Below are 19,023 nucleotides of genomic sequence, written 5' to 3'. Positions count from 1 at the left end.
ATCAACGATTGGATTGCATGTAGGCGAGCCCGGCGGCACATCCGCCGAAGGTCAGCGCCCACAACAGGCTTGATTCAAGTGTCGCACTGAGCGCGTAGCGCTGCAGCAGGAAAATAAACACGCTGGCGGTCACCGCGTGCAGCAGGATGTAGCGCAGATTACGCATCAATCCGATACCTTTAAAAACGTCAAGCACGGCGCCGCGCTGCATCACATATTGCCCTTCGCGGTAGCGTCGCCCATGGGCGGTTTCGGCGCCGGACGTTCCTGAACATTGGCGGCCGCACCGGGCTTCTTCGACTCGGAATCGGTCAGCGCCGGTCCGTTGTTCGCATCGGCTGCGCCGGTACCGGCGGTCTCGATATCCTTCAGCGTGGTCGGACCGCCCAGCGGCGCGGAAAACTGCCGGCCGTTTTGCGGGCCCGGCTGCGGCGGGTTGCCGCTCGCAAAACCATCCAGCAGCTTGCCGAAGCTCTCGACGGTCAGATCCTCGTAGGTGTCCTTCCAGATCAGCACCATCGGGGCGTTGACGCAGGAGCCGAGACACTCGACCTCCTCCCAGCTGAAATCTTCGTCGGCGGACAGTTGGAACGGCTCGTGATTGATCCGGTGCTTGCAGACTTCGATCAGTTCGCCGGCGCCGCGCAGCCGGCACGGCGTGGTGCCGCAGACCTGCACATGCGCCTTCTTGCCGACCGGCTGCAGCTGAAACATCGTGTAGAACGTCGCGACTTCCAAAGCCCGGATGTGCGCCATCTGCAGCATGTCGGCGACGGCGCGAATCGCCACTTCGGGAATCCAGCCGCCGCACTGCTCCTGCGCCCGCCACATGATCGCGATCACCGCGGAGGCCTGGCGGCCCTCGGGATATTTCGCGATCTCGCGCTTGGCCCAGGCGAGATTCTCCGCGGTGAAGGCGAAGCTCGCGGGCTGCAGTTCTTTCGGGGCCAAACGTCGGACGGACATTGTCTGTGTGTCTCTCAGGTCTCAGTGAACGCGTTTCGCGGCGCTCGCATTCAGGGTCTCGATCCGGGCCAGCCAGAATGGGCTCGCGGTTCCGACGACGTTGTAACCGACATTCGACGCCACTTTGATTCGATCCAGGATCGAAAGGTCGTCCACGTTTTCGTACCGGTTACTGTGCGGATCGTATACGACCAGTTTCAGCGGGGTGTGATCCAGGATGAATCGCGACACCGTATGCGCCGGATCATTGCCATGCTCTTCGCACAGGATCGCGGTATCACCTTGCAGCAGCCGGGTCCCGCCCTTGATGGCATCGATCTCGACGCCTTCGACGTCGAGCTTGACCAGATATTTGCCGTCGGCGCGAATCTTGCCGTCGTCGAGCAGGCCGTCGAGGGTCAGCACCGGGACGTCCTCACCCTCGGCATCAGGATTGCCGGCGATGCTCAGCGCCTCGTGCTTGGTGCCAGACAGCCTCGCGACGCCAGGCACCGCGCCGATGGCGCTCTTCAAAACGACGAAGCGATCGCCGTTGAGCTTGGCGTTGGTCAGCAGCTTGGCGAAATTGGCGGATGATGGCTCGATCGCGATGACGTTGCGCGAACCGAACGGCGCGCTCGACACCTGAACCGACCAGTAGCCGTAATTCGCGCCGCAATCGATCAGCGTGTAATCGATGTCGGAGGCGCCCTCGAACAGCACCTCGATATCGATCTCGTAGCGAAAGGACGGCTGCAGCAGCTTGCTCCAGTAGCCATCGCCAAAGGGAAACACGAACACCGCATCCGGGCTGAGCTTGATGGCGATATCGCGTTCCGGCAACGCCTTGCGCAGCAGATTGGCGCAGCGGTTGTAGCCGCGATAGGAGAACGTCGATGAAATCCTGGCGCCGGTCACCAGCGCGCAGGCAGCCAGGCGCTCCAAGGCATTGGCGCCTTCAAGAATGCCGGTGCTGCGGTCAAACGCGATGGGCGGCTGCGCGATCAACGATCGACCTCTCCAAACACGATGTCCAGAGAGCCGAGAATCGCCGAGACGTCGGCCAGCAGATGTCCGCGGCAGATGAAGTCCATCGCCTGCAGATGCGCAAAGCCGGGCGCGCGAATCTTGCATTTGTAGGGCTTATTGGTGCCGTCCGAGACCAGATAGACGCCGAACTCGCCCTTCGGCGCTTCGACCGCGACATAGACATCGCCGGCCGGCACCTTGAAGCCTTCGGTATAGAGCTTGAAATGGTGGATCAGCGCTTCCATCGAGCGCTTCATCTCGCCACGGCGCGGCGGGAAGATCTTGTTGTCGTCGGTGGCGACCGGTCCCTGCCCGTCCGGAGCACGCAGCTTGGCGATGCACTGCTTCATGATGCGCACCGACTGGCGCATCTCTTCGACGCGCAGGCAGTAGCGGTCGTAGCAGTCACCGTTCTTGCCGATCGGAACGTCGAAATCCATCTCGGCGTAGCATTCATAGGGCTGCGCCTTGCGCAGATCCCAGGCGGCACCGGAGCCGCGCACCATCACGCCCGAGAAACCCCATTCCCAGGCCTGCGCCAGCGTCACCACGCCGATATCGACATTGCGCTGCTTGAAGATCCGGTTGTTGGTCAGCAGCGTCTCGAGGTCGTCGACGACCTGGATGAATGGGTCGCACCAGGCTTCGATGTCGTTGATCAGCTGCGGCGGCAGATCCTGGTGAACCCCGCCAATGCGGAAATAGGCCGCGTGCATCCGGCTGCCGGAAGCGCGCTCGTAGAACACCATCAGCTTTTCGCGTTCCTCGAACCCCCACAGCGGCGGGGTCAACGCGCCGACGTCCATCGCCTGGGTGGTGACGTTGAGCAGATGCGACAGGATGCGGCCGATTTCGCAATACAGCACTCGGATCAGCTGGGCGCGACGTGGCACCGGCAGGTCGAGCAGCTTCTCCGCCGCCAAACAGAACGCGTGCTCCTGATTCATCGGCGCGACGTAATCGAGCCGGTCGAAATAGGGAATCGCCTGCAGATAGGTCTTGTGCTCGATCAGCTTTTCGGTGCCGCGATGCAGCAGGCCGATATGCGGATCGACCCGCTCGACCACTTCGCCGTCGAGCTCCAGCACCAGCCGCAGCACGCCATGCGCCGCCGGATGCTGCGGTCCGAAATTGATGGTGAAGTTGCGCAACGGCGTTTCGATCATGACGCGGCTTCCGCTGCTGGGCGATGGGCGAATAGCAAATGGCGAGGGGTGGACATGGTCACGGCTTCACCTCCGCCTTCTCGTCGCCGGGAAGGATCGGATAGTCGGCACCCTCCCATGGCGACAGGAAATCGAATTTGCGGAATTCCTGGTTGAGCCGCACCGGCTCGTAGACCACGCGCTTTTCGTCGTCGTCGTAACGGACCTCGACAAAGCCCGACAGCGGGAAATCCTTGCGCAGCGGATGACCATCAAAGCCATAATCCGTCAGCAGCCGCCGCATGTCGGGATGGCCGGTGAAGATCACGCCGTAGAGGTCGTAGGCCTCGCGCTCGAACCAGTCGACGCCGGGAAACACCTCGATGATCGAGGGCACCTGGGTCGTCTCGCCGATCTCGGCGCGCAGCCGGACCCGGGCGTTCAGCGTCGGCGACAGGAAATGATAGACCAGATCGAAGCGCTGCTCGCGGCCCGGATAGTCGACCGCGGTGGCGTCGATGAAGCTGACGAACCGGCAGCGCGGATCGTCGCGCAGAAACGTCACCACCTCGACCACCTTGGCGGCCTCAATGGTCACCGTGAGCTGACCGAAATCAATCGAATGCCCAACCGCGGCGCCCGGAAGAGCACCAACAATTGTCTGACCTAGGGTATCGAGCCCAGCGTCGTCCATAGTTCAGCCTTTAGCGTTCGATGGTTCCGGTGCGCCGGATTTTCTTCTGCAGCAGCATCACGCCGTAGAGCAACGCTTCCGCCGTGGGCGGGCAACCGGGCACGTAGATGTCGATCGGAACGATGCGATCGCAGCCGCGCACCACGGCGTAGGAATAATGGTAATAGCCGCCGCCATTGGCGCAGGATCCCATCGAGATCACATAGCGCGGCTCCGGCATCTGATCGTAGACCTTGCGCAGCGCCGGCGCCATCTTGTTGGTCAGCGTGCCGGCCACGATCATCACGTCGGACTGCCTGGGAGAGGCGCGCGGCGCAAACCCGAATCGCTCGGCGTCGTAGCGCGGCATCGACATCTGCATCATCTCGACCGCGCAGCAGGCCAACCCGAAGGTCATCCACATCAGCGAGCCGGTGCGCGCCCAGGTAATCAGGTCGTCGGTCGCGGCGACAAAAAACCCCTTGTCCGCCAGCTCGTTGTTCACCTCGAGGAAATAAGGGTCGTTGGCCCCCACGGGCCTTCCGGTGCTGGGATCAATGATCCCGCTGGCCGGCCGCGACACCAATGGCTGCGCGCCAATCGGGGTCACCGAGGGTTTTTGTTGCAGGGGTGTCGACACTGGACTCAATCCCATTCCAGGGCGCCCTTCTTCCACTCATAGGCGAAGCCGACCGTCAGCACGCCGAGAAACACCATCATCGACCAGAAGCCGGCCACCCCCAGTTTCCCGAACGCCACCGCCCAGGGAAACAGGAACGCCACCTCAAGATCGAAGATGATAAACAATATGGCGACAAGGTAGAACCGCACGTCGAACTTCATGCGCGCATCGCTGAAAGCACTGAAGCCGCATTCATAAGCCGAGAGCTTCTCGGGGTCCGGCTGCTGAAATGCGAGGGCGAACGGCGCCACCAGCATGGCAAAGCTCAGCGCCGCGGCCACGACGATAAAGACAACAATTGGAAGATAATTCGGCAAAATACCGCTCATCGCCGATCCCCACCCTGCGTTTGTGCACTGCCGCAGATTCGTTGAACATTGGAATTATTCCGAGGCTTAGCGCAGCGCAACAGGCCGCGCAAGACAAGCGAAATTGACGCCATAATTGACAGGTAGACCTGACAATCTGGCCTTTCGGGTGGCTCCAACCGGCAGCCGCCACGAGCGCGTTCGAAGCAATGTTGTTCGGATGCCACAGGTGAAACCATTTCGCTGGTTTGACGAAACCATCCTGAAACACGAGCGGAGTAGACATCATCGCCAACAAAGGCGGCAAAGTCGCTTGGAGGCTCAGATGAACCACTCAATCCACTCGGCGGATCGTGCGACGCATTTGAAAATCGTGGTGATGGCCCTGGTCGCGGGGGTCGTGGTGGCGGGGCTTGGCATTTCGGCACGCAGCAGTGCTGACTTCAGCCAGAGCGCCCATGTCATCAAGGCGGGAAAGCAGATGACCGTGACCCGCGCGGAAAGCCCGGTAATTCGCTAGGTCAGAACTCCCCAAGGGGATCTCCCCAACTTGCGACGGCCGCCTTCGGGCGGCTTTTTGTTGACGCGCGGGCCATTACCCTGGGCGCCTGGTCGCCAGGCCGCCGCCGATCAAGATCCGTCGCTGCACGGCGCCTGGATTTTCGGCAGATCGGCCATGAGCATGAGATGAGGCGCCACGCCGGCGCGGCCTGCTCGCGCGCCCTTCTCCGAAGCGCTTCGATATCCGGGGATACATCACGAATCGCGCCCGTGCCCACCATGTCCACGTCGAAGCGTGATCATGCGGCGGGCGTAGCGGCAGGTATGAATGGGGGTAAATGCTTGAACCAGTTATAAAAACTGGCGCGAGAGACGGGACTCGAACCCGCGACCTCTGCCGTGACAGGGCAGCGCTCTAACCAACTGAGCTACTCCCGCGTGGATCGTGTGATCCCGCAGTGGGGTGGACATAAAGGGGCGCCACGACCAAGTCAAGCCGCACGACCAAGTCACGCCGGTTGCGGAAACCCCTTTGTGCCAGCTCTTTTCGCGGGGGCAATGTAAATAATAGGCTGTTTATAGGGAAAACAGCATGGTCATCGCCTCCCCGAATCGATTAAGCCCTGCTACGTCTTAGGTTCCTAAGCCACCAACAACCCGGAGGGCCAAATATGGCGAAGAAAGCAGTTGCGAAAACCGCAACGACTAAAGCCGCAACACCGACCACGGTGACCCTGAAGCATCTCGCAGCGGCGCTTGCCGAAGAGCACGAGCTGTCCAAGAAGCAGACCGAAGCCATTCTTGGCGACATGGTCGGCCGAATCACCAAGCACCTCAAGAAGGGCGAGCGGATCCGCATCGTCGGCCTCGGCATCCTCCAGGTCCGCAAGCGCGCCGCCCGGATGGGCCGCAACCCTGCCACCGGCGAAGCCATCCAGATCAAGGCCAGCAAGAAGGTCGCCTTCCGCGCCGCCAAGGAACTGAAGGAAGCCGTCTAGGCTTCCGCTTTCGATGAATTGACGTCATTCCGGGCGCTCGCGCCGCGGCCGCTTCGGAATGACGGATTTCGCGATGTGAATTTTGCGACGTGATGATCCTGAGACGCAGATCCTGCGCTCAGGACAGAGATTCGGCGGTTCAGCCTGTGACATCCCCGATCGGCTTCACCCACGGCGTCACCGCGCGATTCCTGCGCTATGTGACGATCGACACCCAGTCGGACCCGGAATCGCCGACCTGCCCATCCACAGACAAACAAAAACAGCTCGGCGCCCTGCTGGCTGAGGAGTTGCGCGCGCTCGGCCTCGCCGACGCCCATCTCGACGAATACGGCTATGTCTACGCCACGATTCCCGCCAACAGCGACAAGCAGGTCCCGGTGATCTGCTTCTGCTCGCATATGGACACCTCGCCCGACTGCTCGGGCGCCAACGTCAAGCCGCAGATCGTGACGGATTACCGCGGCGGCGATATCGTGCTGCCGGCCGATCCGACCCAGATCATTCGCGCCGCCGAGCATCCGGCGCTGGCCGACCAGATCGGCCATGACATCATCACCACCGACGGCACCACTTTGCTCGGCGCCGACAACAAGGCCGGCATCGCCGAGATCATGGACGCCGCCGAATTCCTGCTGAGCAACCCGCAGCTAAAGCACGGCACCATCAAGATCCTGTTCACCCCGGACGAGGAGATCGGCCGCGGCGTCGACAAGGTCGACCTCGCCAAGCTCGGCGCCGTTTTCGCCTATACGATCGACGGGGAGTCCGCCGGCAACATCGAGGACGAGACGTTCTCGGCCGATGGCGCGGTGATCACCATCGCAGGCGTCAGCGCCCATCCGGGCTTTGCCAAGGGCAAGATCGAGCACGCCATCAAGATCGCCGCCGCGATCGTCGAACGGCTGCCCAAGACCGGCTGCTCGCCGGAAACCACCGAGGGCCGCGAGGGATTTTTGCATCCGATCGGCATTTCGGGCGCGCTGGAACAGGCGACGCTGAGCTTCATCGTCCGCGATTTCACCGAAGCCGGTTTGCAGGAGAAGGAAGCGCTGCTGCGGCGAATCATCGATGAGGTGATGACGGCCTATCCGCGCTCCACGGCGCGGCTCGAGATCAAGCCGCAATACCGCAACATGAAAGAGGTGGTCGATCGCCACCCGGCGCTGGTCGCCAATGCAAGCGAGGCGATCCGCCGCGCCGGCCTCACCCCGGTGACCACCAGCATCCGCGGCGGCACCGACGGCTCCCGGCTGTCCTTCATGGGCCTGCCCTGCCCCAACATCTTCGCCGGCGAACACGCCTTCCATTCCCGGCTCGAATGGGTCAGCCGCCAGGACATGGAAAAGGCGGTGCAGACCATCGTGCATCTGGCGATGATCTGGGAAGAACGGGCGTGAGCGGCGGGTGGTAGGCGGCGACGGATTCGAACCGCCGACCCTCTCGGTGTAAACGAGATGCTCTAACCAGCTGAGCTAGCCGCCCTCGCCGCCTGTTTACTTCCGTCAGCACCGGCGATGCAAGCCATTCACCAAGACGCCGTCTGCGACCCAGCCCCACCGCCGTCACGGCGCGGTTCGGTCCCAGCCCGTGGGGCTGCCCGGCAAATGGTCGAAATCGCCGAGCCATGGTAGCACCGACTGGCACCAGATCTGCCGCGTCGGCGATAATTGCCGACGCTGCCGAATGCTGCCCCAGCGGATCACCCAATCGCCGGCCTCCGGGTCGGGGCCGGAGTTGAACACCGGAGTCCCGCATTCGGGACAGAAATGCTGCAGCCGGACCGCGCCGCTGTCCGCAGTCTTGGCGTAAGCCTTGGGTGTCCCAGTGATCCGAACGTTGGCGCGGTTGGTGCGCACGCTGATGCGAAACGCCGAGCTGCTGAAGGTCTGACAATCCGTGCAATGGCAGACCGACACAAGCTGCGGGTCGATGGTGGCGACGAAGCTGATCCGCCCACAATGACATTGGCCGTCAATTTCCATTCGATCCTCCGTTCCATCTCCAAAAAAAACGGCGCCCCGTGGGACGCCGTTGATGTCTTGAGGAGGCTCGGGCGCCTCAGTGGGCGGTCAGGCCGCCGGAGGCCTCGTCGGTGGCGTCGGGCTTCACCGGGACCGTGCTCGGCTCTTCCCAGACGATCGGCACCGGCGCCCGCACCAGGGCGTTGGCGATCACCTCGTCCATCCGGGCGACCGGGATGATGTTCAACCCGCCCTTGATGGCATCGGAGATCTCGGTGAGGTCCTTGGCGTTGTCCTCGGGGATCAGCACCGTCTTGATGCCGCCGCGGGCTGCCGCCAACAACTTCTCCTTCAGTCCGCCGATCGGCAGAACCCTGCCGCGCAGCGTGATTTCGCCGGTCATCGCGATGTCGTGCCGGATCGGAATGCCGGTCAGCACCGAGACGATCGTGGTCGCCATTGCCACACCGGCGGACGGACCGTCCTTCGGCGTCGCGCCCTCCGGGACGTGGACGTGGATGTCGCGCCGCTCGAAAGTCGGCGGTTCGACACCGAAGGTGATCGCGCGGGAGCGGACGTAGGACGCCGCCGCCGAGATCGATTCCTTCATCACGTCGCGCAGATTGCCGGTGACCGTCATGCGGCCCTTGCCGGGCATCATCACGCTTTCGATCGTCAGCAGCTCGCCGCCGACGTCGGTCCACGCCAGTCCAGTGACGACACCGACCTGGTCGTCCAGTTCGATCTCGCCATAGCGGTACTTCGGCACGCCGAGGAATTCCTCGAGCGACTTCTCGGTGACCTTCACGCTCTTCTTCTTCGAGAGCATCAGCTCCTTGACGGCCTTGCGGGCCAGCGTGGAGAGCTCGCGCTCGAGGTTACGAACACCGGCCTCGCGGGTGTAGCGCCGGATCATCAGCATCAAGGCGTCGTCGTCGATCGACCATTCCTTGGCGTTGAGGCCGTGCTTGGTCAGTGCGTTCGGGATCAGATGCTTGCGCGCGATCTCGACCTTCTCGTTCTCGGTGTAGCCGGCGATCCGGATGATCTCCATGCGGTCCATCAGCGGCCCCGGAATATTCAGGGTGTTGGCCGTGGTGATGAACATCACGCTGGAGAGGTCATAATCGACCTCCAGATAGTGATCGGCGAAGGTGCCGTTCTGCTCCGGGTCCAGCACCTCGAGCAGAGCCGAGGACGGATCGCCGCGGAAATCGGCGCCCATCTTGTCGATCTCGTCGAGCAGGAACAGCGGGTTCGAGGTCTTGGCCTTGCGCATCGACTGGATGATCTTGCCGGGCATCGAGCCGATATAGGTGCGGCGGTGACCGCGGATCTCGGCTTCGTCGCGCACGCCGCCGAGCGAGACGCGAACGAATTCGCGACCCGTCGCCTTGGCGATCGACTTGCCGAGCGAGGTCTTGCCGACGCCGGGCGGGCCGACCAGGCACAGGATCGGGCCGGTCAGCTTGTTGGCGCGGGACTGCACCGCCAGATACTCGACGATGCGGTCCTTGACCTTCTCAAGCCCGTAATGGTCGTTGTCCAGCACCGCCTGCGCGGCAGCCAGATCCTTCTTGACCTTCGACTTCTTGTTCCATGGAATCGACAGCAACCAGTCGAGATAGTTGCGAACCACGGTGGCTTCCGCCGACATCGGCGACATCTGCCGCAGCTTCTTCAGCTCGTGCTGGGCCTTCTCGCGGGCTTCCTTGGACAGCTTGGTCTTGACGATCTTCTCTTCCAGATCGGCCAACTCGTCGCGACCTTCGTCGTCGCCGAGTTCCTTCTGGATCGCCTTCATCTGCTCGTTGAGATAGTACTCGCGCTGGGTCTTCTCCATCTGCCGCTTGACGCGGCTGCGGATCCGCTTCTCGACCTGCAGCACCGAGATCTCGCTCTCCATCAGCCCCAGCACCTTCTCGAGGCGCGCGGTCACGGACAGCGTTTCCAGGATTCCCTGCCGATCGGCGATCTTGACCGCCAGATGCGACGCGACGGTGTCGCCGAGCTTGGCGAAATCGGTAATAGCCTGAACAACGCCAACGACTTCGGCAGAGATCTTCTTGTTCAGCTTGACGTAGCTTTCGAAGTCCGAGACGACCGAACGCGCCAGCGCTTCGGCCTCGACGCTGGTGGCGTCGGTATCGGCCAGCGCGACCGCCGTGGCTTCGTAATACTCGGCGCGATCGGTGTATTTCTCCACCTTGGCGCGATCGAGCCCTTCGACCAGCACCTTGACGGTGCCGTCGGGCAATTTCAGCAGCTGCAGCACGCTGGCGAGCGTGCCGATTTCGTAGATCGAGTCCGGCGTCGGATCATCGTCAGACGCATTTTTCTGCGTCGCCAGCATGATCAGAGCGTCGTTCTTCATGACCTCTTCAAGCGCTCGGATCGACTTTTCCCGACCGACGAACAGCGGCACGATCATATGAGGGAAAACGACGATGTCGCGAAGCGGCAGCACCGGGTAGGAGTGGCTTTCGCCGTGAACGATTGATGGCCGGGGTTTTGAGGCAGTCATGGCCGATTCCTTATTGTTGCGCCCCCTTGCACGCGGCTCGCCCGTTTGCGCCGCCGCCACAAGGTGCCAAGTTTACCGGCGCGTTCGGCCGACTCAGGCTCCACTCGTCCGGAATTGATGACGGCGAATCCTGGTAACGATTGTCATCGCCGAAGCATAAGGTGGCTATCGACCATGGGGGTGTCAAGTCAGGTGAAGCGCGCGGTTCTGCATGGTCGATTAGGGAGATACCGAGGTTCAGACTGCTGCCGAACCGGTCGGCAACAGTCTGTTTTGAACCGCCGTCACGCGCCGGATCAGGCGCTGGCGCTGCTCTCCGCGGCGCGATCGGTACGGTCGGCGTAGATGTAGAGCGGCCGGGCGGTGCCCTCGACCACTTCGCGCGAGATCACGACTTCTTCGACCCCTTCGAGGCCCGGAAGGTCAAACATGGTCTCAAGCAGAATGCTCTCCAGGATCGACCGCAACCCGCGGGCGCCGGTCTTGCGCTCGATCGCCTTGCGGGCCACCGCGCCGAGCGCTTCGTCGGCGAAGGTCAGCTCGATGTTTTCCATCTCGAACAGCCGCTGATACTGCTTGACCAGCGCGTTCTTCGGGTCGGTCAGGATCTTCTTCAGCGAGGCTTCGTCCAGATCCTCGAGCGTCGCCACCACCGGCAGACGACCGACGAATTCCGGGATCAGCCCATACTTCAAGAGATCTTCAGGTTCGACGTGGCGGAAGATTTCGCCGGTGCGGCGATCTTCCGGCGCCAGAACCTGCGCCGCAAAGCCGATCGAGGTCGAGCGACCGCGTGCGGAGATGATCTTCTCGAGGCCGGAGAACGCGCCACCGCAGATGAACAGGATGTTGGTGGTGTCGACCTGCAGGAATTCCTGCTGCGGATGCTTGCGGCCGCCCTGCGGCGGGACCGACGCCACGGTGCCTTCCATGATCTTCAACAGCGCCTGCTGCACACCCTCGCCCGACACGTCGCGGGTGATCGAGGGATTGTCCGACTTGCGCGAGATCTTGTCGATTTCGTCGATATAGACGATGCCGCGCTGCGCCCGCTCGACATTGTAGTCGGCCGACTGCAGCAGCTTCAGGATGATGTTTTCGACGTCCTCGCCGACATAGCCGGCTTCGGTCAGCGTGGTGGCATCCGCCATCGTGAACGGCACGTCGAGGATCCGCGCCAGCGTCTGCGCCAGCAGCGTCTTGCCCGAGCCGGTCGGCCCGATCAGCAGGATGTTGGACTTCGCCAATTCGACGTCGTTGTGCTTGGTCTGGTGATTGAGCCGCTTGTAGTGGTTGTGCACCGCGACCGAGAGAACCTTCTTGGCGTGGTTCTGGCCGATGACATAATCATCGAGAACCTTGCAGATTTCCTTCGGGGTCGGAATGCCGTCGCGCGACTTCACCAGCGAGGATTTGTTCTCCTCGCGAATGATGTCCATGCACAGTTCCACGCATTCATCGCAGATGAATACCGTGGGTCCGGCAATCAGTTTGCGGACCTCGTGCTGGCTCTTTCCACAAAACGAGCAGTAGAGGGTGTTCTTGGAGTCGCTCGTACCGACCTTACTCATTTCAGTCTCCGTCCGCCGTTTTGTCTTGTCTGCTCGATCGCTCCATTCCGGCGACTGCCGGAAAGGGAAGTCTAATGTGATAAATGGAGCAAAATCTGTACCAGAAAAGACCCCCGCGCTCAGTGACCGCGCGAATCGCGGCCATTCGAATCCCCCAAACACTTTCGTCGATCAGGTTCAGCCAACCATGGTGGCAGCCGACTATCAAGATTTCGCTAATCGACCAAAGGCCCCAACGCGTGACAATAGCGTGATTTGCCGCGATTGCGCGAGCCCGGATCTGGGAAAACAGGCCAGGGTTGCGCGATTGCCACGCGCCGGATCAGCACGAAAGCGGAACATTCGGCCGTTTCCGGCCGAATCCGCGCCGATCCCGCCAAATCAAGGCAGTTTCGGCGTCACTTCCTCGGAGCGCTTGTCGATCACTTTGTCGACGATGCCGAATTCACGGGCCATGTCGGCGGTGAGGAACCGGTCGCGCTCCAGCGCGTCCTCGATCGCCTTGTAGTTCTGACCTGTGTGTTTGACGTAGATCTCGTTCAGCCGTTTCTTCAGGTTCAGGATCTCCTGGGCGTGCAGCATGATGTCGGTGGCCTGGCCCTGGAACCCGCCCGAGGGCTGGTGCACCATGATGCGGGAGTTCGGCAGCGAGAACCGCATGTCCGCATGGCCGGCGGCGAGCAGCAGCGATCCCATCGAGGCGGCCTGCCCGGTGCACAGCGTCGACACCGGCGGGCGGATGAACTGCATGGTGTCGTAGATCGCCAGACCCGACGTCACCACGCCGCCAGGCGAGTTGATGTACATCGAGATTTCCTTCTTCGGATTCTCGGCTTCCAGGAACAGCAGCTGCGCGACGGTCAGCGTCGACATGCCGTCCTCGATCGGTCCGGTCAGAAAGATGATCCGCTCTTTCAGGAGACGCGAGAAAATATCGTAGGCCCGTTCGCCGCGGTTGGTCTGTTCGACCACCATCGGGACCAGGTTCATGTAGGTTTCAACCGGATCGCGCATAATTCACCTGAGGGTTGGCGGAGACGAAAGCCGACCGCCAGGATCTGGGCCGTGGCGGTCGAACGTCCCGTGATGCAGGACTTGAAGCGAGTTCACAGATATGAGCCGAAAGCCCGCCGACAAGGGCGAGGCTCCATCGATGCTCAATGGAATTCAAGTTCAAGCTGATTCGGTCGGCCACGGCAAAGCCGCCGGTCCGATCGGGCGCGGCTTTCACGACGCATCGTTAATGCCGGCCTGTTGACGCCGGCCAAACGCAATACGGCCGGGCAGTTGCCTTCGCAGCGCCCGGCCGTACCCGTGGATTGGAATCAGGCCGCGGTCTTGTCGGCGTCGTCGTCCTTGTAGAGCTCGTCGCGGGTGACCTTCTTCTCGGTCACATTGGCGAGTTCGAGGATGAAATCGACCACCTTGTCTTCATAGATTGGCGCACGAAGCTGGGCCAAGGCCTCGTTATTGCTGCGATAATAGTCCCAGACCTCTTTTTCGCGACCGGGCATCTGGCGCGCCCGCTCGATCACCGCGCGGCTGACTTCGTCGTCGGTCACGGTGATCTTGTTCTTCTCGCCGATCTCGGACAGCACCAGGCCGAGCCGGACCCGGCGATCGGCGATCGAGCGATATTCCTCCTTGGCGGCGTCCTCGGTGGTGTCCTCATCGGCGAAGCTCTTGCCGTTGGATTCCATCTCGGCCTTGACCGAATTCCACATCAATTCGAATTCCTGCGCCACCAGCGACGGCGGGGCTTCGAATTTGTGCGCCTCATCGAGCCGGTCCAGCAGCAGCCGCTTGACGCGCTGGCGGGTGGCGCCGGCGAATTCGGCGGTCAGGCGCTCGCGCGCGGCTTCCTTGAGCTTGTCGAGCGATTCCAGCCCGAGCGTCTTGGCGAATTCGTCGTCGATCGTGACCGGCTGCGGCGCTTCGACCAGGGTCGCGGTGGTGGCGAACTCGGCCGGCTGGCCGGCCAGCTTCTCGCTGGCGTAATTCTTCGGGAACGACACTTTGAGGGTGCGGGTCTCGCCCTCGGCCATGCCGATCAGCTGCTCTTCGAAGCCCGGGATGAAGGTTCCGGAACCGATCAGAACCTGGATGCCCTCGCCGGTGCCGCCGTCAAATGGCGTGCCGTCGATGGTGCCGGTGAACGACACCGTGACGCGATCGCCGGTTTCGGCCTTGGCGCCCTCGCCCTTGGCGGCGAACGCGCGATTCTGCTCGGCAATGCGCTTGATCGCCTCGTCGACGTCGGCGTCGCTCACTTCGACGATCGGCTTTTCGACCGAGAAACTCTTGAAATCGGCCAGTTCGATCGCCGGCACCACTTCGATGGCGACGGTGTAATTGAGGTCGGACTTGCCGGCCAACAGATCCTCGACCTCTTTTTGCTCGGTCGGCATGGTGATCTTCGGCTCGGTCGCCAGACGGAAGCCGCGCTCGGTGAAGATCGAATCATTGGTCTCGCGGATCAGCTTGTCGATGGTCTCGGCCGCGACCGAACGGCCGTAGAGCCGCTTCAGATGGCCGACCGGCACCTTGCCCGGGCGAAAGCCGTTCAGCTTCACCTTGTCCTTCATGTCGACCAGCTGCGCATCGACCTTGGCCTCGATGTCCGCAGCCGGGACACTGATCTGGAATTCGCGCTTCAATCCGTCCGCGACGGTTTCCTTGACCTGCATGGTGTCCATCTTCTTCCCGCTTGGTCCGGTTCGGTGACCGGCTTTGTAAATCTAATCGATGCGCGGCTTGCGCCTGCACCTGTGGCTCGGCGGACCGATACCCTTGCGGAATATGTCCTCCGGAAATTCGTCATGCGCAAACGCGATCGGCGTTTGGTGCGGGCGGAGGGACTCGAACCCCCACAACTTTCGTCGGCGGCACCTAAAGCCGCTGCGTCTACCAATTCCGCCACGCCCGCGAGGAGCATCATGTCCGACCGCGATGTCGCGGGCGGCGGGCTTATAACATGCGTGCGACGCTTCGCATCAAAAAAATCCCCGCACAAGCCCCTGCCCGCCGATCCGCCAGATACTGGACAGCGCGGCGCGAAAATGATCCGCATCCAGTATGACAGAATTCGGCGCAACGATCACCCGGCGTGGCCTGCTGGCGGGACTTGGAGGCCTCGGCATTGCCGGCGCGCTACCGGCCGGCGCCACCGCGCCCGGACCGCAACCCCTCATCCTGCAGGCCAGGCCGGGCAGCGCCGCGTTGCGCGCCGGCGCACCGGAGTCGCGAATCGCGTCGTTGCAGCGCAGCGAACCGCTCAAGCTGCGGTTCCGGCGTGGTGACGAGATCGCCGTGCGATTCGAAAACCATCTGGCCCAGCCGGTGCTGCTGAACTGGCACGGCGTCGATGGTGTCGCATCAGCCGAACCGTTGACCGCACGGCCCGCGGTGCCGCCCGGCGGCCGGGACGAGTTCACGATGCCGCTGCGTCATGCCGGGACAGTGATGTTCGATATCCGGCTTTTGACGGACAGGACGCCGCTACCGGCGCAGGCGCTGATCGTTGAGGAGAGCGAAGCAGTCGCGGTCGACCGCGACGAGGTGATGGTGATCGAGGACTGGCGGGTGCGGGCCGATGGCGCAGCCCTTGTGCCCGGAACCGCGCCCGGCGACGCCGAGCCGGTCTACACCATTAACGGCGAGCCCAGACTCGACCTTGCCACGCGGCCGCATCAGAGGATCAGACTCCGCTGGATCAATGGCTGCCAACGCAATGTGATTGCAATCAAACTCGCGGATCACGCGGTCTGGGTCATGGCCATTGACGGCCAGCCCTCGGAACCGTTTCTGGCCCGCAATGGCACGCTGGTGCTGGCGCCGGGGACCAGGATCGACGCCTTTGTCGACACGCCCAAGGTCGCTGGCACCAGTCAGATCATCCTGCATGACGGCCAGCGCGCTCGTCCGATCGCCCGCTTGATTCATGCCGAGGGACCAGCGCTGCGCACGGCCCCGCTTCCGGCGGCGACGGCGCTGCCCGACAACGACCTGCCGGCCCGGATCGACCTCAAAAGCGCCTTGCGCGTCGATATGACTCTCGGCGCCGTGCAGGGCTGGACCCGGCCGGCGGAGTTCGCCCGGACCGCCACGCCTGCCTTCGAGGCCCGGCGCGGCCGTGCCGTAGTGCTGGCGCTGAGCAATCGCGGCGCGATCCCGGCGATCTTCCATCTGCATGGCCACCATTTCCGCCTGCTCGACCGGCTCGACGATGGCTGGAAGCCGTTCTGGCTGGATACGCTGGCGATCGATGCGGGCCAGGCCCAGCGCGTCGCCTTCGTCGCCGAATTCGCCGGCTCCTGGCTGATGGAGACGATGGCGGCCGACTGGGCAGCGCCGCTGCTGCTGCGCAGCTACGCTGTCATCTGACGCCTTCGCTCGGATGCGCTAATATTCGACGCCGAGATCATCATAGATCCGCCGGAACACCGCCGGCAGCACCTCGGGCAGGTCCTCGGCGATCAGGCCCGGCCCGGCCTCGCACGCGGCCTCGCCATGCATCCAGACGCCGATGCAGGCAGCCTCGAAGGCCGGCACGCGTTGCGCCAACTGTCCGGCGATGATGCCGGACAGCACGTCGCCGGCGCCCGCGGTGGCCAGCCATGGCGGCGCATTGGCGGCGATCGCCGCGCGACCGTCCGGCGCCGCCACCACCGTATCGGGTCCCTTGAGCAGCACCACGGCCCCGGAGCGCTCCGCCGCTAATCGAACTCTTTCAAGTTTTGATCGAAGTGGGTTCTTGTTGCTCATATCGCTGAAAAGGCGTGGAAATTCGCCCTCGTGCGGGGTCAGGACGACCTGCGGGCTGGCACCGGATTTGATGATTTCGAACAATTCCTCCGGCGCGCCCGCGAAGCTGGTCAACGCATCGGCGTCGAGCACCGCTGCGGTGTTGGCCGCCAACGCCGCCAGCACCAGCGCGCGGGTCCGCTCGCCGACGCCGGCGCCCGGGCCGATCACGCAGGCATTGAAGCGGCGATCGGTCAAAAGCTCGGCGAACTGCTCCGGCGCATCGATCTGGCGCAGCATGATCGCCGTCAGGGCGGCGGCATTCACCGTCATCGCGTCGCCGGGCGACGCCACGGTAACCAGCCCGGCCCCTGCCCGCAGCGCGCCACGCGCGGCCAGCCGCGCCGCGCCGGTCTGCACCGGTCCGCCGGAGATCACCACCGCATGACCCCGACTGTATTTATGGCCGTCGATCCGCGGCACCGAAAACGATCCGCGCCACAGATCGGGATCATTGACGAAGGCCATCGGCCGGATCTCGTCCAGCACGCTGGGGTCGATCCCGATATCGACCACGCGCAACCGGCCGCAATGCAGCCGGCCGGGCAGCAGCATATGGCCCGGCTTGCGGCGGAAGAACGTTACCGTCTCGCGGGCGCGCAGTGCCGCGCCCAGCACCGCGCCAGTGGCGCCGCTGATGCCGCTCGGCAGATCGACGCTCAATACCGCGATGCCGCTGGCATTGATCGCCTCGATCATCGTCAGCGCCTCGTCCTTGACCGGACGGTTGAGGCCGGAGCCGAACAGCGCGTCGATGATCAGGCTCGGCGACCCGATCGATTGCGGCAAGAACGGCAATAGCGGGCCCTTCCATTCCCGCGCCGCCAGCGCCGCGTCGCCCTTCAGCGCCTCGCGCTGGCCCAGCAGCATCACCGTCACATTACGGCCCATCGCCACCAATTCGGTGGCGGCGATCAGACCGTCGCCACCATTATTGCCGGGCCCGGCCACCACCAGGATCGGCCCGGCCTCGACGAGATCGACCGCGGCCCGTGCCACATGCCGCCCAGCCGTCAGCATCAAGGCGAATCCGGATGAGCCACCGGAGATCGTGAGCAGGTCGGCGCGGTCCATTTCCGTCGGGGTAAGTAGTTCCATGCCCAATTCCCAGTTCGCTCGCCTTATCGTGAGGCACAGATAAGCATGCTGAATCTAAATTAGTTTGCTACATGCACATTAATTAGTCGTGTCGCCTTCTTTTTAATCAGACCCATCCGCCATGGTCACGAAAGTCTACGCAGCAGGGTCCTTAATAATCTGATATTGCTCCCAAATCAGCCGCCTCGCGAACTTGGCATGGACCCTGCTTTTACGGAAGTCATGTTTCGATCCCTCGCGTCCGCCTGCTTTTGCAGGGGCGGCGCGCGACCGGCTTCGTTTGCGGAAAGCATTTTTCCACAGGCGGGCGGCGCTGCTCACCCAACCGGCCAGCGGAGTTATCGATCAAACGCGCAACGCCGCGCGATCTGTAATAATAAGCATGGTGACCTAGAATGTTGGAAGGTCCGGGAGAGTGGAAGTGAAAAAGATCGAAGCCGTAATCAAGCCGTTCAAGCTGGACGAGGTGAAAGAGGCGCTTCAGGAGGTGGGACTTCAGGGCATCACCGTCACCGAGGCCAAGGGCTTCGGCCGGCAGAAGGGCCATGCCGAATTGTATCGGGGCGCAGAATATATCGTGGACTTCCTGCCGAAGGTCAAAATCGAGATCGTGATCTCCGACGATCTGGTCGAAAAAGCCATCGATGCGATCCGCCGCGCCGCCCAGACCGGCCGGATTGGCGACGGCAAGATCTTCGTATCCAACATCGAAGAGGCGATCCGCATCCGGACGGGCGAATCCGGACTGGACGCCATCTAACCCAACAGCCTATCACCATCCG

18 protein-coding genes and 3 tRNA genes are annotated in these 19,023 nt (G+C 62.8%); 5 read left to right on the top strand and 16 right to left on the bottom strand.

Translation table 11 applies throughout. The features are described 5' to 3' along the window. Window position 1 precedes the first annotated feature (1 nt). From RBJ75_RS05330 to RBJ75_RS05300, 7 genes are read right to left on the bottom strand one after another with little or no spacing between them, the layout of a single operon-like run. On the bottom strand, window positions 2-211 hold the full coding sequence (locus RBJ75_RS05330) for a hypothetical protein (protein WP_044416598.1): 210 nt from the start codon (window positions 209-211) through the stop codon (window positions 2-4). Further along, the gene (nuoE, locus tag RBJ75_RS05325; protein WP_044416600.1) at window positions 211-966 is read right to left on the bottom strand and encodes an NADH-quinone oxidoreductase subunit NuoE; all 756 of its coding nucleotides are present in this window, start codon (window positions 964-966) and stop codon (window positions 211-213) included. Before nuoE ends, RBJ75_RS05330 begins: the two co-directional genes overlap by 1 nt. A gap of 21 nt (window positions 967-987) precedes the next feature. Beyond that, complete coding sequence (locus tag RBJ75_RS05320; RefSeq protein WP_276156729.1) at window positions 988-1,953, bottom strand: FkbM family methyltransferase; 966 nt, start codon at window positions 1,951-1,953, stop codon at window positions 988-990. Continuing rightward, entirely contained in the window at window positions 1,950-3,140 is a 1,191-nt protein-coding gene (locus RBJ75_RS05315; protein ID WP_276156728.1) for an NADH-quinone oxidoreductase subunit D, read from the bottom strand. The genes RBJ75_RS05320 and RBJ75_RS05315 overlap by 4 nt, the downstream gene beginning before the upstream one ends. Before the next feature lie 58 nt (window positions 3,141-3,198). Further along, complete coding sequence (locus tag RBJ75_RS05310; RefSeq protein WP_044413654.1) at window positions 3,199-3,813, bottom strand: NADH-quinone oxidoreductase subunit C; 615 nt, start codon at window positions 3,811-3,813, stop codon at window positions 3,199-3,201. 10 nt (window positions 3,814-3,823) lie between these two features. Further along, window positions 3,824-4,447, bottom strand: coding sequence for a NuoB/complex I 20 kDa subunit family protein (locus RBJ75_RS05305; RefSeq protein WP_044413651.1), 624 nt, complete (start codon window positions 4,445-4,447; stop codon window positions 3,824-3,826). Then, entirely contained in the window at window positions 4,438-4,803 is a 366-nt protein-coding gene (locus tag RBJ75_RS05300; protein ID WP_044413649.1) for an NADH-quinone oxidoreductase subunit A, read from the bottom strand. Before RBJ75_RS05300 ends, RBJ75_RS05305 begins: the two co-directional genes overlap by 10 nt. Before the next feature lie 304 nt (window positions 4,804-5,107). Between RBJ75_RS05300 and RBJ75_RS05295 the strand changes: the two genes are divergently transcribed. Then, complete coding sequence (locus RBJ75_RS05295) at window positions 5,108-5,302, top strand: hypothetical protein (protein ID WP_044413658.1); 195 nt, start codon at window positions 5,108-5,110, stop codon at window positions 5,300-5,302. Window positions 5,303-5,644: 342 nt separating this feature from the next. Here the strand turns inward: RBJ75_RS05295 and RBJ75_RS05290 are convergent. After that, window positions 5,645-5,721 (bottom strand) — tRNA-Asp (locus RBJ75_RS05290). Window positions 5,722-5,954: 233 nt separating this feature from the next. Here RBJ75_RS05290 and RBJ75_RS05285 point away from each other — a divergent pair. Next, window positions 5,955-6,281 (top strand): HU family DNA-binding protein, encoded by a 327-nt coding sequence (locus RBJ75_RS05285; RefSeq protein WP_044413647.1) that lies wholly within the window; start codon window positions 5,955-5,957, stop codon window positions 6,279-6,281. A gap of 146 nt (window positions 6,282-6,427) precedes the next feature. After that, entirely contained in the window at window positions 6,428-7,681 is a 1,254-nt protein-coding gene (gene pepT / locus RBJ75_RS05280) for a peptidase T (RefSeq protein ID WP_044413644.1), read from the top strand. An 8-nt stretch (window positions 7,682-7,689) separates the two neighbouring features. Here the strand turns inward: pepT and RBJ75_RS05275 are convergent. From RBJ75_RS05275 to RBJ75_RS05245, 7 genes are all read right to left on the bottom strand, one after another. Then, window positions 7,690-7,766 (bottom strand) — tRNA-Val (locus tag RBJ75_RS05275). Between the two features lie 80 nt (window positions 7,767-7,846). Further along, a complete protein-coding gene (locus RBJ75_RS05270; RefSeq protein ID WP_044410257.1) occupies window positions 7,847-8,266 on the bottom strand; it encodes a GFA family protein in 420 nt (139 codons plus the stop codon). Window positions 8,267-8,342: 76 nt separating this feature from the next. After that, window positions 8,343-10,769: an endopeptidase La gene (gene lon / locus RBJ75_RS05265; protein WP_044415048.1), complete on the bottom strand. Its 2,427-nt coding sequence runs from the start codon at window positions 10,767-10,769 to the stop codon at window positions 8,343-8,345. Window positions 10,770-11,065: 296 nt separating this feature from the next. Next, window positions 11,066-12,340, bottom strand: a complete 1,275-nt coding sequence (gene clpX, locus RBJ75_RS05260) for an ATP-dependent Clp protease ATP-binding subunit ClpX (protein ID WP_044415050.1) — start codon at window positions 12,338-12,340, stop codon at window positions 11,066-11,068. 381 nt (window positions 12,341-12,721) lie between these two features. Next, the gene (locus tag RBJ75_RS05255) at window positions 12,722-13,354 is read right to left on the bottom strand and encodes an ATP-dependent Clp protease proteolytic subunit (RefSeq protein ID WP_044415052.1); all 633 of its coding nucleotides are present in this window, start codon (window positions 13,352-13,354) and stop codon (window positions 12,722-12,724) included. A 311-nt stretch (window positions 13,355-13,665) separates the two neighbouring features. Beyond that, window positions 13,666-15,027 carry a trigger factor gene (tig, locus tag RBJ75_RS05250; RefSeq protein ID WP_044415065.1) on the bottom strand — a complete coding sequence of 454 codons (1,362 nt, stop codon included), beginning with the start codon at window positions 15,025-15,027 and terminating at the stop codon, window positions 13,666-13,668. A 154-nt stretch (window positions 15,028-15,181) separates the two neighbouring features. Continuing rightward, window positions 15,182-15,266 (bottom strand) — tRNA-Leu (locus RBJ75_RS05245). A 149-nt stretch (window positions 15,267-15,415) separates the two neighbouring features. Here RBJ75_RS05245 and RBJ75_RS05240 point away from each other — a divergent pair. Next, entirely contained in the window at window positions 15,416-16,723 is a 1,308-nt protein-coding gene (locus RBJ75_RS05240; RefSeq protein WP_044415054.1) for a multicopper oxidase family protein, read from the top strand. An 18-nt stretch (window positions 16,724-16,741) separates the two neighbouring features. Here the strand turns inward: RBJ75_RS05240 and RBJ75_RS05235 are convergent, their stop codons facing one another. After that, window positions 16,742-18,241: a bifunctional ADP-dependent NAD(P)H-hydrate dehydratase/NAD(P)H-hydrate epimerase gene (locus tag RBJ75_RS05235; RefSeq protein ID WP_044415057.1), complete on the bottom strand. Its 1,500-nt coding sequence runs from the start codon at window positions 18,239-18,241 to the stop codon at window positions 16,742-16,744. Window positions 18,242-18,662: 421 nt separating this feature from the next. Between RBJ75_RS05235 and RBJ75_RS05230 the strand changes: the two genes are divergently transcribed. Next, window positions 18,663-19,001 carry a P-II family nitrogen regulator gene (locus RBJ75_RS05230; protein ID WP_044415059.1) on the top strand — a complete coding sequence of 113 codons (339 nt, stop codon included), beginning with the start codon at window positions 18,663-18,665 and terminating at the stop codon, window positions 18,999-19,001. Window positions 19,002-19,023 lie beyond the last annotated feature (22 nt).

Origin of the sequence: Rhodopseudomonas sp. BAL398 (genome assembly GCF_033001325.1) — a bacterium.
Taxonomy (GTDB): Bacteria; Pseudomonadota; Alphaproteobacteria; order Rhizobiales; family Xanthobacteraceae; genus JARJEH01.
Note: the sequence above shows the minus strand (reverse complement) of the source record. Positions and strands in the feature narration are given on the sequence as shown.

Coding starts and splice junctions, on each gene's coding strand:
- RBJ75_RS05285 (WP_044413647.1), top strand. CDS start 5,955: ATGGCGAAGAAAGCAGTTGCGAAAACCGCAACGACTAAAGCCGCAACA.
- tig (WP_044415065.1), bottom strand. CDS start 15,027: ATGCAGGTCAAGGAAACCGTCGCGGACGGATTGAAGCGCGAATTCCAG.
- RBJ75_RS05240 (WP_044415054.1), top strand. CDS start 15,416: ATGACAGAATTCGGCGCAACGATCACCCGGCGTGGCCTGCTGGCGGGA.
- RBJ75_RS05270 (WP_044410257.1), bottom strand. CDS start 8,266: ATGGAAATTGACGGCCAATGTCATTGTGGGCGGATCAGCTTCGTCGCC.
- RBJ75_RS05315 (WP_276156728.1), bottom strand. CDS start 3,140: ATGATCGAAACGCCGTTGCGCAACTTCACCATCAATTTCGGACCGCAG.
- lon (WP_044415048.1), bottom strand. CDS start 10,769: ATGACTGCCTCAAAACCCCGGCCATCAATCGTTCACGGCGAAAGCCAC.
- RBJ75_RS05295 (WP_044413658.1), top strand. CDS start 5,108: ATGAACCACTCAATCCACTCGGCGGATCGTGCGACGCATTTGAAAATC.
- RBJ75_RS05330 (WP_044416598.1), bottom strand. CDS start 211: ATGCAGCGCGGCGCCGTGCTTGACGTTTTTAAAGGTATCGGATTGATG.
- RBJ75_RS05255 (WP_044415052.1), bottom strand. CDS start 13,354: ATGCGCGATCCGGTTGAAACCTACATGAACCTGGTCCCGATGGTGGTC.
- RBJ75_RS05310 (WP_044413654.1), bottom strand. CDS start 3,813: ATGGACGACGCTGGGCTCGATACCCTAGGTCAGACAATTGTTGGTGCT.
- nuoE (WP_044416600.1), bottom strand. CDS start 966: ATGTCCGTCCGACGTTTGGCCCCGAAAGAACTGCAGCCCGCGAGCTTC.
- RBJ75_RS05305 (WP_044413651.1), bottom strand. CDS start 4,447: ATGGGATTGAGTCCAGTGTCGACACCCCTGCAACAAAAACCCTCGGTG.
- clpX (WP_044415050.1), bottom strand. CDS start 12,340: ATGAGTAAGGTCGGTACGAGCGACTCCAAGAACACCCTCTACTGCTCG.
- RBJ75_RS05235 (WP_044415057.1), bottom strand. CDS start 18,241: ATGGAACTACTTACCCCGACGGAAATGGACCGCGCCGACCTGCTCACG.
- RBJ75_RS05300 (WP_044413649.1), bottom strand. CDS start 4,803: ATGAGCGGTATTTTGCCGAATTATCTTCCAATTGTTGTCTTTATCGTC.